General features: G+C 63.2%; 15 protein-coding genes. 9 read left to right on the forward strand and 6 right to left on the reverse strand.

Going from position 1 to position 13755, the window contains the following annotated elements; all coding sequences use genetic code 11:
• Nucleotides 1-20: 20 nt before the first annotated feature.
• Together fabD and AAXE93_RS04985 are read left to right on the forward strand one after the other, a co-directional pair.
• Complete coding sequence (gene fabD / locus AAXE93_RS04980; RefSeq protein ID WP_390128733.1) at nt 21-917, forward strand: ACP S-malonyltransferase; 897 nt, start codon at nt 21-23, stop codon at nt 915-917.
• Nucleotides 914-1567: a lysophospholipid acyltransferase family protein gene (locus AAXE93_RS04985; protein ID WP_390128735.1), complete on the forward strand. Its 654-nt coding sequence runs from the start codon at nt 914-916 to the stop codon at nt 1565-1567. The genes fabD and AAXE93_RS04985 overlap by 4 nt, the downstream gene beginning before the upstream one ends.
• Here the strand turns inward: AAXE93_RS04985 and AAXE93_RS04990 are convergent.
• The 3 genes from AAXE93_RS04990 to AAXE93_RS05000 are packed head-to-tail and all read right to left on the reverse strand — an operon-like array spanning nt 1530 to nt 2976.
• Complete coding sequence (locus tag AAXE93_RS04990) at nt 1530-2105, reverse strand: YdcF family protein (RefSeq protein WP_390128737.1); 576 nt, start codon at nt 2103-2105, stop codon at nt 1530-1532. The two genes, AAXE93_RS04985 and AAXE93_RS04990, sit on opposite strands and share 38 nt — an antisense overlap.
• Entirely contained in the window at nt 2105-2728 is a 624-nt protein-coding gene (gene tsaB, locus AAXE93_RS04995) for a tRNA (adenosine(37)-N6)-threonylcarbamoyltransferase complex dimerization subunit type 1 TsaB (RefSeq protein ID WP_390128740.1), read from the reverse strand. The genes AAXE93_RS04990 and tsaB overlap by 1 nt, the downstream gene beginning before the upstream one ends.
• The gene (locus tag AAXE93_RS05000; protein ID WP_115131232.1) at nt 2725-2976 is read right to left on the reverse strand and encodes a Ycf34 family protein; all 252 of its coding nucleotides are present in this window, start codon (nt 2974-2976) and stop codon (nt 2725-2727) included. Before AAXE93_RS05000 ends, tsaB begins: the two co-directional genes overlap by 4 nt.
• A 32-nt stretch (nt 2977-3008) precedes the next feature.
• Here AAXE93_RS05000 and AAXE93_RS05005 point away from each other — a divergent pair, with 32 nt between their 5' ends.
• Nucleotides 3009-4202: a CCA tRNA nucleotidyltransferase gene (locus AAXE93_RS05005; protein WP_390128742.1), complete on the forward strand. Its 1194-nt coding sequence runs from the start codon at nt 3009-3011 to the stop codon at nt 4200-4202.
• Between the two features lie 61 nt (nt 4203-4263).
• Nucleotides 4264-4695, forward strand: coding sequence for an RNA recognition motif domain-containing protein (locus AAXE93_RS05010; protein WP_390128744.1), 432 nt, complete (start codon nt 4264-4266; stop codon nt 4693-4695).
• Between the two features lie 70 nt (nt 4696-4765).
• Here AAXE93_RS05010 and AAXE93_RS05015 read toward each other — a convergent pair whose 3' ends face one another.
• Nucleotides 4766-5674 carry a phytoene synthase gene (locus AAXE93_RS05015; RefSeq protein WP_186493980.1) on the reverse strand — a complete coding sequence of 303 codons (909 nt, stop codon included), beginning with the start codon at nt 5672-5674 and terminating at the stop codon, nt 4766-4768.
• 3 nt (nt 5675-5677) lie between these two features.
• Nucleotides 5678-7096 (reverse strand): 15-cis-phytoene desaturase, encoded by a 1419-nt coding sequence (gene pds, locus AAXE93_RS05020; protein WP_115131236.1) that lies wholly within the window; start codon nt 7094-7096, stop codon nt 5678-5680.
• A gap of 88 nt (nt 7097-7184) precedes the next feature.
• Between pds and AAXE93_RS05025 the strand changes: the two genes are divergently transcribed.
• Together AAXE93_RS05025 and AAXE93_RS05030 are read left to right on the forward strand one after the other, a co-directional pair.
• Nucleotides 7185-7532: an NAD(P)H-quinone oxidoreductase subunit M gene (locus AAXE93_RS05025; RefSeq protein ID WP_025362552.1), complete on the forward strand. Its 348-nt coding sequence runs from the start codon at nt 7185-7187 to the stop codon at nt 7530-7532.
• Nucleotides 7529-8164, forward strand: coding sequence for a DUF3172 domain-containing protein (locus AAXE93_RS05030; RefSeq protein WP_390128748.1), 636 nt, complete (start codon nt 7529-7531; stop codon nt 8162-8164). The genes AAXE93_RS05025 and AAXE93_RS05030 overlap by 4 nt, the downstream gene beginning before the upstream one ends.
• Here AAXE93_RS05030 and AAXE93_RS05035 read toward each other — a convergent pair.
• Nucleotides 8155-9144: a LysR family transcriptional regulator gene (locus AAXE93_RS05035; RefSeq protein ID WP_114987555.1), complete on the reverse strand. Its 990-nt coding sequence runs from the start codon at nt 9142-9144 to the stop codon at nt 8155-8157. The two genes, AAXE93_RS05030 and AAXE93_RS05035, sit on opposite strands and share 10 nt — an antisense overlap.
• A gap of 81 nt (nt 9145-9225) precedes the next feature.
• On the opposite strand from AAXE93_RS05035, the gene AAXE93_RS05040 reads away from it, so the two are divergent.
• From AAXE93_RS05040 to AAXE93_RS05050, 3 genes are all read left to right on the forward strand, one after another.
• Nucleotides 9226-9957 (forward strand): NnrU family protein, encoded by a 732-nt coding sequence (locus AAXE93_RS05040; RefSeq protein ID WP_390128750.1) that lies wholly within the window; start codon nt 9226-9228, stop codon nt 9955-9957.
• A gap of 34 nt (nt 9958-9991) precedes the next feature.
• Nucleotides 9992-12001, forward strand: coding sequence for an NAD(P)H-quinone oxidoreductase subunit 5 (locus AAXE93_RS05045; protein ID WP_390128752.1), 2010 nt, complete (start codon nt 9992-9994; stop codon nt 11999-12001).
• A gap of 89 nt (nt 12002-12090) precedes the next feature.
• A complete protein-coding gene (locus AAXE93_RS05050; RefSeq protein ID WP_115081180.1) occupies nt 12091-13728 on the forward strand; it encodes an NAD(P)H-quinone oxidoreductase subunit 4 in 1638 nt (545 codons plus the stop codon).
• Nucleotides 13729-13755: the final 27 nt, after the last annotated feature.

The raw sequence follows: 13755 nt of genomic DNA on the forward strand, positions 1-13755 counted from the left end.
ACGGTCTGCAGAACACAGCAATGGCGATCGCCTGGGTCTTTCCCGGTCAGGGCTCTCAAAAGGTGGGCATGGCAGAAGCGCTGCTCAGCATCGAAGGCTGCCGTGAGCGTTTCGCCATGGCCTCAGAGCTGCTGGGGCGCGATCTGCTGGCGATCTGCCAGGGGGAAAGCGGCGGTGGTGATGGCCTGGGTGACCTCAACGACACCCGCAACACCCAGCCCGCCCTGTTCGTGATCGAATCGGTGCTGGCCGACAACCTTCAGCAGCAGGGCCGCGAGCCTGCGCTGGTGGCCGGCCACAGCCTGGGCGAGCTGGTTGCTCTGTACAGCGCAGGGGTGTTTGGGCTGGAGACCGGTCTGCAGCTGATGAAAACCCGCTCAGAACTGATGGCGAACGCCGGGGGCGGCGCCATGACGGCCGTGATCGGCTTCGATCGCGCTCAGCTGGACGATCTGGTGGCCGCCACGGACGGGGTCAGTATCGCCAACGACAACAGCGATGCGCAGGTGGTGATCTCTGGCTCTCCAGAGGCCGTGGAAAGCGTGAGTGGAGCCCTGAAATGCAAACGCGCCATCCCCCTGGCCGTCTCCGGAGCCTTCCACTCCCCGTTCATGGCGGAGGCGGCTGAGCGCTTCGCCGCCGAGCTGGACAACGTGCCCTTCCTGGATGCCCGCGTACCAGTACTCAGCAACAGCGCCGCCAGCGCCAGCACCAGTGCGGACGAGCTCAAACAGCGCCTGAAGCAGCAGATGACCAGCGGTGTGCGCTGGCGCGAAACCATGGCGGCGATGACCGACAGCGGTGTGGACACCCTGGTGGAAATCGGTCCGGGCAACGTGCTCAGCGGCCTGGCCAAACGCAGCATGAGCGGGATCACCACCGCCCAGATCTCCGGGGCTGGAGACCTCGGACAGTGAGTCAGTCCAGCCTCGTCCGCACCCCCAAGCCGAGCCTCACCTACCGGCTGGTCAGCAGCCTGCTGGTGTTCCCGGTCTTCCGCTTGCTGTTCCGCGGATCGACCTCCGGCAACAACCGAGTGCCCATGCAAGGGTCCCTTGTGGTGGTGGCCAACCATGGCTCGCACCTGGACCCGCCCCTTCTGGGCCATGCCCTGGGGCGCCCCGTGGCCTTCATGGCCAAGGCGGAACTGTTCAGCATTCCGCTGCTGGGGCGCTTGATCCGGGCCTGTGGTGCTTACCCCGTGCGGCGGGGTGCCAGCGATCGCGAAGCGATCCGCACCGCCACGACTCGCCTTGAAGAAGGCTGGGCAACGGGGGTGTTTCTGGACGGCACCCGACAGAACGACGGCCGGATCAACAACCCACTCCCCGGAGCGGCCCTGCTGGCGGCTCGCACGGGAGCCCCGCTGCTGCCGGTGGCCATCTGCAACAGCCACCGCGCCTTGGGCAGCGGGCGCAGCTGGCCGCGCTTTGTGCCGATTCAGCTGCGCATCGGCGACCCCATTCCAGCCCCAGCCAGTCGCCGCAGGCCTGATCTGGATGCCACCACCGCTCTGCTGCAGGAACGCATCAACGCTCTGCTGGATCAGGGTCCGCAGCATCCCTGAGGTCGCGACCGGTCATCACCCACGCCACCGCACGAAGCCAATCACTCCATTGCTTGAGGCGTCCCTCCTGGGTGCAGTCCTCGCGGCAGGCCACGGGAACGCCGGTGAGCTGAATTCCGCGGCTGCCGGCCACCACCTGGCCCACCGCCATGGAGCGGGGCAGGTGGTCTTCGCTGGTCACCAGCAGCACGTGGCGAACACCATCCGCCTGCAGCTCATCCACCACAGACGTGAAATTGCTGAGGGTGTCACGGGCCCGGTAATCCAGGGTGAAGCGGTCGGGATTGAAGCGCTCCTGACTTAGCATCCATTCGGCGTACTCACGGTTGCTGCCGCCGCTCACCAGCAGGGGTAGGTCGAGCTGACGCGCCAACCGGGCACCCATTCGTTCCCGATCCACATCTCCCCCGAGCACCAGCACCAGCTGGGGCGGGCTGCGATCCAACAGAGCCCGCCGATAGGGCGACAGCGGGCCGGGGCCCAAAAGCCAGACCATCAGACCAGCTCCCAGCAGTAGCCCTGTACGCACGCCCGCCATTAGACCTGTCCAACAGGTGAGGTGGGGTAAATCGGCAGCACCTCAGCCCAGGGCAGCGCAGCCCCGACGGCATGGCTGCGCTGCAACAGCTGCAGGAGCCGCGCCACATCCGCTTCCACATCCAGCTGCACCTCAACAGCGGGCTTGGGTGATGCCCCCTGAGGCAGCAAGGTCGGCAGGCTGAGTTCGTGAACCTGCCCGGCCGTGATCCGGTACTGACCACCCACCACCCCCCGGCGCGGCAACTCCTGGGTGATCCAGAACGGTTCCCCCTGCATGGATTGGGGCAGTTGCAGCTCCAGGCGTGGGGCCATCAGGGCATAGCTGCTCACCCCCAGCAGGGGGCAATCCAGCTGTTGCGCCAGGGTGCGGGCCATCACCACCGTGAGGCGGGTGCCGGTGAAGCCGCCGGGTCCCGTCGCGACGGCAAGGCCCTGCAACTGGGGCCAACGCTCGGGCGGGAGGAGCCCCTGAACCCGCGAAATCAAGCTGTTGGAGAGGCCCCGGCCATCCGGATGAGCCTGCACCAAAGGCTCTGCCCCAGGCTGCTGAGGATCCAGCAGCGCCATGCCAAAGCAGTCGGAACAGCTGTGCAAGGCGAGCAGCAGCGGTGGAGCCGTCATCGGGGCAGTTCCTGTCCAGGACGGCAACGCTGCCACCGGCCTGGATCCGCCTTAAAGCTGGAGCAGGAGCGCACATCCCACTCAATCCCGGCCTGTCCATCGGGGAGATCCATCACCGACACGTGGATACGGGGCGCGTCTGGCTCAAAATCCGGGGCCTGGGCTAGATGCGGAACACCATGCTGACGCTCAACTGCGTGATAGGCCTGACAACGGTCGACCCAGCTGCAATCCACGCAGATGCACATGCCTCCCAAGGCCGTTCACTCCCCCCATTCTGATGGCCCAAGGCTCCGGCAACGCATTGCTTGACCAGCTGCGAGAGCGACTGGCTCCAGCCCAGTGGCCTCTCCCCCTGGCACGGCTTCCGGAGGGCACGGCGCTGGTGGGTGGCGCCGTGCGGGATGGCTTGCTGGACCGTCTACAGGAGCAGCCGGATCTTGACCTGGTGGTCCCATCCGATGCCATCGCTCTGACCCAGGCCCTGGCCCAGGAGCTGCATGGCACTTGTGTGGTGCTGGACGCGGAACGGAGCATTGCTCGGCTGGTGCTTGGGGGCTGGACGGTCGACATCGCCCGACAGGACGGAGACCGCATCGAAGACGACCTCTGGCGGCGCGATTACCGGCTCAATGCCATCGCCGTGTCGCTCCAGCCCTGGGGAGAGCTGTGGGATCCCACAGGGGGACTGAGCGATCTCCAGCAGGGCTGCCTGACCGCCGTCTCGGAAGCCAACCTCATCGACGACCCGCTGCGGTTGCTGCGGGGATTGCGGCTGATGGCGGAAATCCCTCTCACCATCTCCAGCCAGACCATGGCGTGGATTGAGCGCCACGCCGCACGGCTTCCGGAAGCGGCACCGGAGCGAATCCTGGCGGAGCTGCAGCGCCTGGTGCGGGGCGAACACGCTGACGCCGCGATGGCAGCCCTCACAAGCCTGCCGTTGCTGCATCCCTGGGCGGCCGGAGGGCAACCTCCCACGCCCGGCAACATCGATGGCCTGACCAGCGAGGAAGCCGCAGCAGCAGTGCCCTTGGCGCGGCTGACGGCCCTGGTGAGCGATGAGGGTCTCAGCCAACTCCGCGCCAGTCGCGCCCTGCGCCAGCGCTGCAAACGGCTGCGGAGCTGGCAGCAACGCACCGGCCAGGCACCGGGCGCGTTACCCGAGAGCGATCGACTGCAATTGCATGAGGAGCTCGAGGGGGATCTCCCCGCCCTGGCCATGCAACTACCCATGCCCGAAAAAGAAATCTGGCTGCGTCGATGGCGCAACGCCGAGGACCCTCTGTTCCACCCCAGAACCCCGGTCGACGGCAATGGCCTGCTGACGGCCCTGGAGATCGAACCCGGTCCCCGTCTCGGACGTCTGCTGCATCATCTGAAGCTGGAACATGCCTTTGAGCGCATCCAGACCCCAAGCGAGGCACTGAAGGAGGCCCAACATTTCTTGAACCGTGAAAGCGAGGCTCTGTGATTAACTTTCCTGGTGTCAATGATGACGGTCAGACACCGACAGATCGCATTTCCTTTCCTTCATGAGCATCCGCCTGTACATCGGCAACCTGCCGCAGACCTTTGAAGAACAGGAGCTGGTGGCTCTGCTCAAGTCGGTGGGAGAAGGGATTCGGTTCAAATCGGTTCTCGACCGCGAAACCGGTGCATGCCGCGGTTTCGGCTTCGCCAACGTGGACGATCCGAAACTCGCCGACGCCGTGATCGAAGCTCTCAACGGCAAGGAGTTCGGTGGCAGTGCCCTACGCGTCGAGCGCTCCGAGCGTCGCGACAACAATGCTGGCGGCAACCGTCGTGGAGCCCCCAATGCAGCCGGCCAACCTCAAGTGGCCCGCAAGGCTGTGAACAAGGTGGTCCACAGCGATGAGAAGAGCGAAGGCGCCCCTGACCCCCGCTGGGCCGGCGAACTGTCCAAGCTCAAGGATCTGCTTGCCAACCAGAAGACGGCTGTTTGATCCGTTGCTGATCTGATCGAGGGAAAAAGAAGATCAACTCCACCCCTGCCGGTCATCCCGGCAGGGATTTTTAGCGTGACTGAGCCAACAGGAATGAACGGGGCAGATCAAGCAGCTTGTTGACCTTGGCCACATAGGCACGGTGATTGAACACGTCGTAATCGACCCGTTCAATTTCATCCAGGATGCCGCGGTACAACCGCAACGACGTCCACACCGGCCAGCGCGCATCGGCGGACAGCCAACGGACTCCGGCTTCGGAGCGGGCAAACCAATCGCGAGCCCGCTCCAGCTGGAAGCGCATCAACGCACGCCAGGCGTTGTTGAGGGTTCCAGCCATCAGCTCCTCCTCGGAATAACCGAACCGCTCGAGATCTTCCTGGGGCAGATAGATACGGCCACGGCCACGGTCTTCCCCCACATCCCGAAGGATGTTGGTGAGTTGGTTGGCGATCCCCAGGGCGACGGCCGCATCGGAGGTGTCGGGACAGTCACTCCAGGGAGCTGAGGTATAGGCCTGGTCGACGCCCATCACCCCCTGGGTCATCAGGCCAACGGTGCCTGCCACGCGATAGCAGTAGAGCTTGAGATCTTCAAAGCGGGGGTAGCGGGTCCAGGTGAGGTCCATCCGCTGGCCCTCGATCATGTCAAGGTAAGGCTGAATGCCCTGGGGGAAGCGCTCCAGGGTGTCGACCATCACCGCATCCAGATCGTCCTCCACCCGACCATCAAACAGAGCACGGGTCTTCTCTTCCCAACGGTCGAGCCGCTCTGCAAGCTCCTCAACCGGACGCGCCTGAGCCTCCGGGCTGTCCATCAACTCATCCGTGCGCCGGCACCACACATAGATCGCCCAGATGGCACGCCGCTTCTCGGGAGGAAGAAGCAAGGTGCCGATATAGAACGTCTTGGCCCACTCGGCGGTCTCCCGACGGCAGGCCTCAAAGGCTGCGTCGAGATCCGGGGAGGCGAGGGGCATGGCTCAGGCCGTCACAGGCTCACTGGAAGAGGTCGATGATGCCAGCTGACCTGTCTTGCGGTCCACCGCACCGGCGCAGAGCTTGCCGCTGAGAACAGCACCCTCCATCGAGGCGAGATAGCGCTGCATCGTGTAGTCGCCCGCGAGGAAGAAGTTCTTGATCGGGGTGGTTTGATCCGGGCGAAGCTCCTGGCAGCCGGGCGTCGTCTTGTAGACGGACAACGGCGTCTTCACGACCTTGTATTTGCGCAGGGTGGCGGGGTTGTCGCCACTGAAGTGCATCGGGAACAGCTTCTTGAGCTCACCCATGGTGGCCTCGATGATCTCCTCATCGGGGCGGCCGATCCAGTCTTTGGCAGGAGCAAAGACCAGCTCAAGCATCGACTTGTCGGGATCTTCGTACTCCCTGCAGGTGATGCTCATGTCGGCATACACGCTGAGCAGAGGGGAGCGGCTGAACAACAGATGGTCGATGTCGGTGAGCTTGCGATCGAACCAGAGGTGCAGGTTGATCACAGGGACACCCCGGAGGCCATCCAACTTCTGGAACACTTCCATCTGCTTCCAGGGCTCGGGCAGCAGCAGCTTGAAGGGATCCACCGGCAAGGCACTGACATAGGCATCAGCGGTGAGGTCGAAGCTTTCCTTGCCCTTCACGCCACCGATATGGAAGGCCGCCACCGAACCATCGGCATTGAGCTTGATCTCACGCAGGGGGCTGTCGAGATGCACCTCACCACCCAGTGATTCGATGTGCTCGACCACCGGCTGGCAGAGGCGCTCCGGCGGTGCGCCATCCAGGAACGCCATCTGGGAGCCGTTCTTCTCCTGCAGGAAGCGGTTAAGGGCCGTGAGCACCACGGTGGCGGAGATCTCATCGGGATCGATGAAATTCAGCGCCTTGCTCATGGCGATGAACACCTCATCATTCACCCGCTCTGGGATGTTGTGGATCCGCAGCCACTCCGTCCATGAATACTTGTCGCACTCTTCGACGTAACCCTGGCCCCGGAGCATGGCGGGGACCAGTCCCAGGCCGAAGCTGATCTTCTCCGGCCAGGTGAGCATGTCGTTGTTGCCCAGGATCGCCGCCACACCATTCACCGGTGCCGGCAAATCAGGGAAATCAAAGCGGCTGTAGGTGCCGGGCTCCTCGGGTTGGTTGAAGATCATCGAATGGCTCTTCCACTGCAGCCGGTCTTCGATGTTCAGCTCCTTGAACAGCTGCAGCATGTTCGGGTAGGCCCCGAAGAAGATGTGTAGGCCGGTTTCGTACCAGTCGCCGTCTTCGTCTTTCCAGGCCGCCACCTTGCCGCCGAGAACATCCCTGGCTTCCACAACGATGGGGGTGTGGCCGGCATCCGCCAGGTATTTGGCACAGGAGAGTCCAGCAAGACCAGCTCCGGCAATAGCGACACGCATGCGGCCGTCTCGAAAGTGAAACTAACCTTAAAAGGGCTTGACCCCCGTTCGCTTCTTAAAGTCGTGTCAGCTTTCCCGTGGGCGCGTCTTGGCTGACACCCTTCTCAAGTGCACCACCCGCCACGTGCGCCTGTTCACAGCAGCACTTCAAGAGGAGGATCTGGTTCCTTCAGATGACCAACTGACCTTGGATCTGGATCCCGACAACGAATTTCTCTGGGATGCCGCCAGCCTCGCCAAGGTGCAGGGACGCTTCAAGGAACTGGTGGATGCCGCAGCCGGCGGCGAACTGAGTGACTACACCCTGCGCCGCATTGGTACAGACCTAGAGGGATTCATCCGGCAACTGCTCCAGGCTGGCGAACTCAGCTACAACCCGGATGGCCGCGTGCAGAACTTCTCCATGGGCCTGCCCCGCACCCCAGAACTGTTGTGACCGGCTCGCGCTACGACCGCGGCGGCCGCCGACCGCGTGATCGCCGCTACGACCGCGGTGAGCGGGATCGTTACGACGCTCCTCCCCGGGGGGGATACGGCCGTCCTCCCGGCCCCCCACCAGGTAGTGGAGGCGGCCAGGGCGGCTTTCAATTCAGCACCCTCACCGTGGCCGTCTTGGCAGGAGTTCTCGTGGTGGGGATCGGTATCGGCAGCGCTGTCACCAGCACCACCACGGGCGACCAGGGAAACATCGCCAGCTCCCAGCAACTGGACATGGCCGTTCCCGACCCGGAGTTCTGCCGCCAGTGGGGGGCGAGCGCCTTCGTCATGGACATCGAGATGTACACGACGCTCAACCCCTCCAGCAGCTTTGTGACCCAGCCAACCCTGCAACCGGGTTGTGTGATCCGTCGGGAGAACTGGTCGGTGCTGCGCAAGGAGGGGGCCATCACCGCCGAGCAGGAGCGTGAGTGCAAACAGCGGATGAACACCTTTGCCTACATCGGCTCCGTTCGGGACAAGCCCGTGGTGCGCTGCGTCTACCAAACCGACATCAGTGAGAACAAATTCCTCACCCGAGGCGTGGCAGATGACGCTGTGGGCGTGACACCCGAGGCCGATCAGTTCTGAACCAGTTGCTCCCCGATCGCTTCAGGCACGACCTTCGCTGCCTGACGAATCGGGCTGTCAGCGCTGGCAAAGACGGGCAGAACGTCATTGCGGAAGGCCACCGAGGCGCGTGAGCAGTAGCGGGCGGGATGGGTGATCAACTTGAGCTGGCGTCTCACCTGCAGATCAGCCACCTGGGGCCGGTGAATCGTTCCCGCCGATAACTCCCGCTCGATCGACACCACAGGAACAAAGGCGGCACCCAGGCCCGCCTGAACGGCATTCTTGATGGCTTCCAGCGAATTCAGTTCCATGTCGATGCGCAGGCGCTGCACATCCAGGCCGGAGCGCGCCAGAAGCTGGTCGACCATCTTCCGGGTGGTGGATTGCGCATCGAGACAGACAAAGCCCAGGCGATACAGGTCTTCCTTGGTGAGTTCAGCCAGTCGGGCCAAGGGGTGCTTCACCGGCAGCACCAGCGCCAGCTCATCACTGGCGTAGGGCACCACCTGCAGCAGTTCATTGAGTTCCGCCGGCAATTCACCACCGATGATCGCCAGGTCGATCTGACCGTTAGCCACACTCCAGCCCGTGCGTCTGGTGCTGTGGACCTGGAGCTGCACGGACACGTCCGGATATTTCTGGCGGAACAGGCCGATCATCCGGGGCATCAGGTAGGTGCCGGTGGTCTGGCTTGCCCCCACGATCAGGGATCCACCTTTGAGGTTGTGGAGATCATCCAGGGCCCGACAGGCTTCGTGGCACTGGCTCAGGATCCGGTCGCAGTAACTCAGCAGCAGATGGCCAGCCTCAGTGAGCTGCGCCTTGCGCCCGCCGCGATCAAACAGCGAAACCTCCAGCTGCTTCTCCAGGTTCTGGATCTGAAGGCTGACGGCGGGCTGGGTGACGTAAAGACTGTCGGCGGCCTTCTTGAAGCTGCCCTCACTGACAATCGCGCGAAGGATCCGCAGCTGGTCGAGGGTGAACGGCAGATCGGCCACCGCGGAACACCCGGAGGAACACCAGAAATTTAGGACCGCCGCGTCCGACAGCCAGAATCACGCCCTTCCAACGCAGCCGCCATGGCCTCCACCCACCAAAGCAGCGTCGTGATGCTGGTGCTGCTGATCCTGTTTGCCGTGATTCACAGCGGTGGTGCTGCCCTGCGCAGCCGGGCTGAGGCCGTGATCGGAGCACGGGCCTGGCGCCTGATCTTCGCGGCAGCCAGCATTCCCTCGGCCGTGGTGGTGATCGGATGGTTCCTGGCCCATCGCTACGACGGGGTGCGGCTGTGGAATCTCCAGGGAGTGCCTGGGGTGATTCCGCTCGTATGGATCGGAACCGCCGTCAGTTTTCTCTTCCTCTATCCAGCCACCTACAACCTGCTGGAGATCCCAGCGGTGCTGAAACCGCAGGTGCGTCTTTACGCCACGGGGATCATCCGCATCAGCCGCCATCCCCAGGCCATCGGGCAAATCCTCTGGTGCCTCACCCACGCCCTCTGGATCGGCAGCAGCTTCATGCTGGTGACCTGCGTGGGCTTGATCGGCCATCACCTCTTCGCCGTCTGGCATGGGGACCGGCGCCTGAAGGCCCGCTTCGGCGAAGCCTTTGACGAGCTCAAGGCCAGCACCTCGATCGTGCCCTTCGCAGCGGTGCTGGATGGACGCCAGCAGTTGCAGTGGCAGGAATTCGTTCGACCGGCACAACTGGGCATCGCCATCGCCGTCGGCGTGTTCTGGTGGGCCCATCGCTTCATTCCGACGGCTGCGGAGTTGATGCGCAATTCAGCACTCCAGAACCTGCTGGGCTGAGCTGCCTACACTCGCTTCAACCTCCTTTTTGCGGATGCCCTCGGCCGAGGAACTCGCCTGGCTCATTCCGGTTCTGCCCCTGTTCGGCGCAGTGCTGACCGGGTTGGGATTGATCAGCTTCAACCGCACGATCAACCGGTTGCGGAAACCCGTTGCGCTGCTGTTGATCTCCTGCGTTGGCGCAGCTGCGGCCCTCAGCTACAGCATCCTGTTCAACCAGCTCAATGGGGCTCCTCCAGTCGAGCATCTGTTCGCATGGGCCAGTGCTGGCAACTTCGTTCTGCCGATGGGTTACGTGGTGGATCCACTCGGGGCGGTGATGCTGGCGCTGGTCACCACCATCGCCCTGCTGGTGCTGGTGTATTCCCACGGCTACATGGCCCATGACAAGGGCTACGTGCGCTTTTTCACGTACCTGGCGCTGTTCAGCAGCTCCATGCTGGGTCTGATCATCAGCCCCAATCTTCTGGAGATCTACGTCTTCTGGGAACTAGTGGGCATGTGCTCCTACCTGCTGGTGGGCTTCTGGTACGACCGCGACGGTGCCGCCCACGCCGCTCAGAAGGCTTTTGTGGTGAACCGGGTTGGTGACTTCGGCCTGCTGCTGGGCATCCTTGGCCTGTTCTGGGCCACGGGAAGCTTCGATTTCCAGGGAATCGCCGATGGTCTGCAGAACGGCCTGGCCGCCGGAACGGTGGCCCCATGGGCAGCGCTGCTGCTCTGCCTGCTGGTCTTCATGGGTCCGATGGCCAAGTCGGCCCAGTTCCCCCTCCACGTCTGGCTGCCCGATGCCATGGAGGGCCCAACGCCGATTTCAGCGCTGATTCACGCCGCAACGATGGTGGCCGCAGGGGTGTTCCTGGTTGCCCGACTCGATCCCCTCTACGCCCAGTTCCCCATCGTTCAAACCGTGATCGCCGTCGTTGGCACGATCACCTGCTTCCTGGGGGCTTCCATCGCCCTCACCCAGATGGACCTCAAGAAGGGTCTGGCCTACAGCACCGTCTCCCAGCTCGGCTACATGATGCTGGCGATGGGTTGCGGTGCCCCGGTCGCCGGCATCTTCCACCTGGTGACTCATGCCTTCTTCAAGGCGATGTTGTTTCTGGGATCAGGCTCCGTCATCCACGCCATGGAGGAGGTAGTGGGCCACGAGCCCGTTCTCGCCCAGGACATGCGCCTGATGGGCGGCCTGCGCAAAAAGATGCCCGTCACCTCGATCACCTTCTTCATCGGCTGCATCGCCATCAGTGGCATTCCGCCCCTGGCCGGCTTCTGGAGCAAGGACGAAATTCTTGGTCAGGCCTTCAACAGCTACCCACTTCTCTGGGTAGTGGGCTTCCTGACGGCGGGGATGACGGCCTTCTACATGTTCCGGCTCTACTTCCTCACCTTTGAAGGGGAGTTCCGCGGCAATGACACCGCCATGCAGGCCCAGCTGCTGACCGCCGCTGGCAAGGATCCTTCCGAGCACCACGCCCATGGCGGCAGCGTGCACGAGTCGGCCTGGCCGATGGCAGCCCCCTTGGCGGTGCTGGCGGTGCCTTCCGTACTGATTGGCCTCTTGGGCACCCCATGGAACAGCCGCTTTGCGGGCCTTCTCAATCCGGAAGAAGCCCTCGAGATGGCCGAACAGTTCAGCTGGGGCGAGTTTCTCCCCCTGGCAGGCGCCTCCGTGGGCATCTCCGTTGCCGGCATCAGCCTGGCTGTTCTGGCCTATGCCCTGCGTCGGATTGATCTGGGGCAGCTGGTGGCCGGCCGCTTCCCGGCGGTGAATGCCTTCCTCGCTAACAAGTGGTATCTCGATGTGTTGAACGAAAAGCTGTTCGTTCGCGGCAGCCGCAAACTGGCGCGGGAAGTGCTTGAGGTGGACGCCAAAGTGGTTGATGGCGTGGTCAACCTCACCGGACTGCTCACCCTGGGCAGCGGCGAAGGTCTCAAATATCTCGAAACCGGACGCGCCCAGTTTTATGCCCTGATTGTGTTTGCCGGTGTGATCGGCCTGGTGGTGCTGTTTGGCGTGATCGGCGGACCTATCGCTTGAAGCCCATCGTCCATGTGTGTCATCGCCTATCGAGGTGATGACACAGCGGCCATGATTTCTACGATCCATCCAGTGAGGATCGGATCAGCGTGTTCGAATTCGCAGTCGCCGGACTCAGCGATCCGGTGCAGGCCACCGTTCCATGGCTGAGCCTGTCGATCCTGGTGCCGATTGTGGGTGCCCTGCTGGTTCCGCTGGTTCCGGACAAAGGCGAGGGCAAACAGGTGCGCTGGTACGCGCTGATCGTGACGCTGATCACCTTCCTGATCACCGTTGCGGCTTACCTCACCGGCTATGACCCCAGCCTGAGTGGTCTGCAGCTGTCCGAACGGGTGAGCTGGCTACCGGATCTTGGCCTCACCTGGGCGGTGGGAGCTGACGGGCTCTCGATGCCGTTGATCCTGCTCACCAGCTTCATCACCAGCCTGGCCTGCCTGGCGGCGTGGCCGGTGAGTTTCAAACCGCGGCTGTTTTATTTCCTGCTGCTGGCCATGGACGGCGGCCAGATCGCGGTGTTCGCCGTGCAGGACATGCTGCTGTTCTTCCTGGCCTGGGAGCTGGAACTGATCCCGGTCTATCTGCTGCTGGCCATCTGGGGCGGCAAGAAACGCCAGTACGCCGCAACCAAATTCATCCTCTACACCGCCGGCAGCTCCCTGTTCATCCTGTTGGCCGCCCTGGCCATGGGCTTCTTCGGCGGCGGCACCCCCAGTTTTGAGTACACAGCTCTTGCAGCCAAAGACTTCGGCACGGGCTTTCAACTGCTCTGCTACGCCGGGCTGCTGATCGCCTTCGGCGTGAAGCTGCCGATCGTGCCCCTGCACACCTGGCTGCCGGATGCCCATGGCGAAGCAACGGCACCGGTGCACATGCTGTTGGCCGGCATCCTGCTGAAGATGGGCGGCTATGCCCTGCTGCGCTTCAACTGTGAACTGCTGCCAGCGGCCCACTCCCAGTTCGCCCCACTGCTGATCGTGCTGGGGGTGGTGAACATCATCTACGCCGCCCTCACCTCCTTCGCCCAGCGCAACCTCAAACGAAAGATCGCCTACAGCTCGATCAGCCACATGGGCTTCGTGCTGATCGGCGTGGGCAGCTTCAGTGCCCTGGGCACCAGTGGCGCCATGCTGCAGATGATCAGCCACGGCTTGATTGGCGCCAGCCTGTTCTTCCTTGTGGGTGCCACCTACGACCGCACCCACACGCTTCAGCTGGATGAGATGGGAGGCATTGGCCAGAAGATGCGCATCATGTTCGCGCTCTGGACGGTTTGTGCCCTCGCCTCCCTGGCCCTGCCTGGCATGAGCGGGTTCGTGAGCGAACTGATGGTGTTCGCTGGCTTTGCCACGGATGAGGCTTACACCCTGCCCTTCCGCGTGGTGATCTGCGGGCTGGCCGCCGTCGGCGTGATCCTTACACCGATCTATCTGCTCTCGATGCTTCGCGAGATCTTCTTCGGCAAGGAGAAAGAGGAGCTGGTGTCCCACACCAACCTGGTGGATGCGGAGCCTCGCGAGGTTTACATCATCGGCTGCCTGCTGGTGCCGATCATCGGAATCGGGCTGTACCCCAAGCTGATGACCGACAGCTACCGCAGCTCGATTGAAGCCCTGGTGAATCGAAATCTGGGTGCGATGGAACAGGTGATCTCACCAACGGCCCCCCTGATTCGAGGTCAGGCGCCCGTTCCAGCCGTCATCCAGGCCCCTGCCGTGGGCGCGTCATAAATCACGTATCGATTCCGATTCATTCCC

This window comes from Synechococcus sp. HIMB2401, from assembly GCF_042883245.1.
GTDB lineage: Bacteria > Cyanobacteriota > Cyanobacteriia > PCC-6307 > Cyanobiaceae > Parasynechococcus.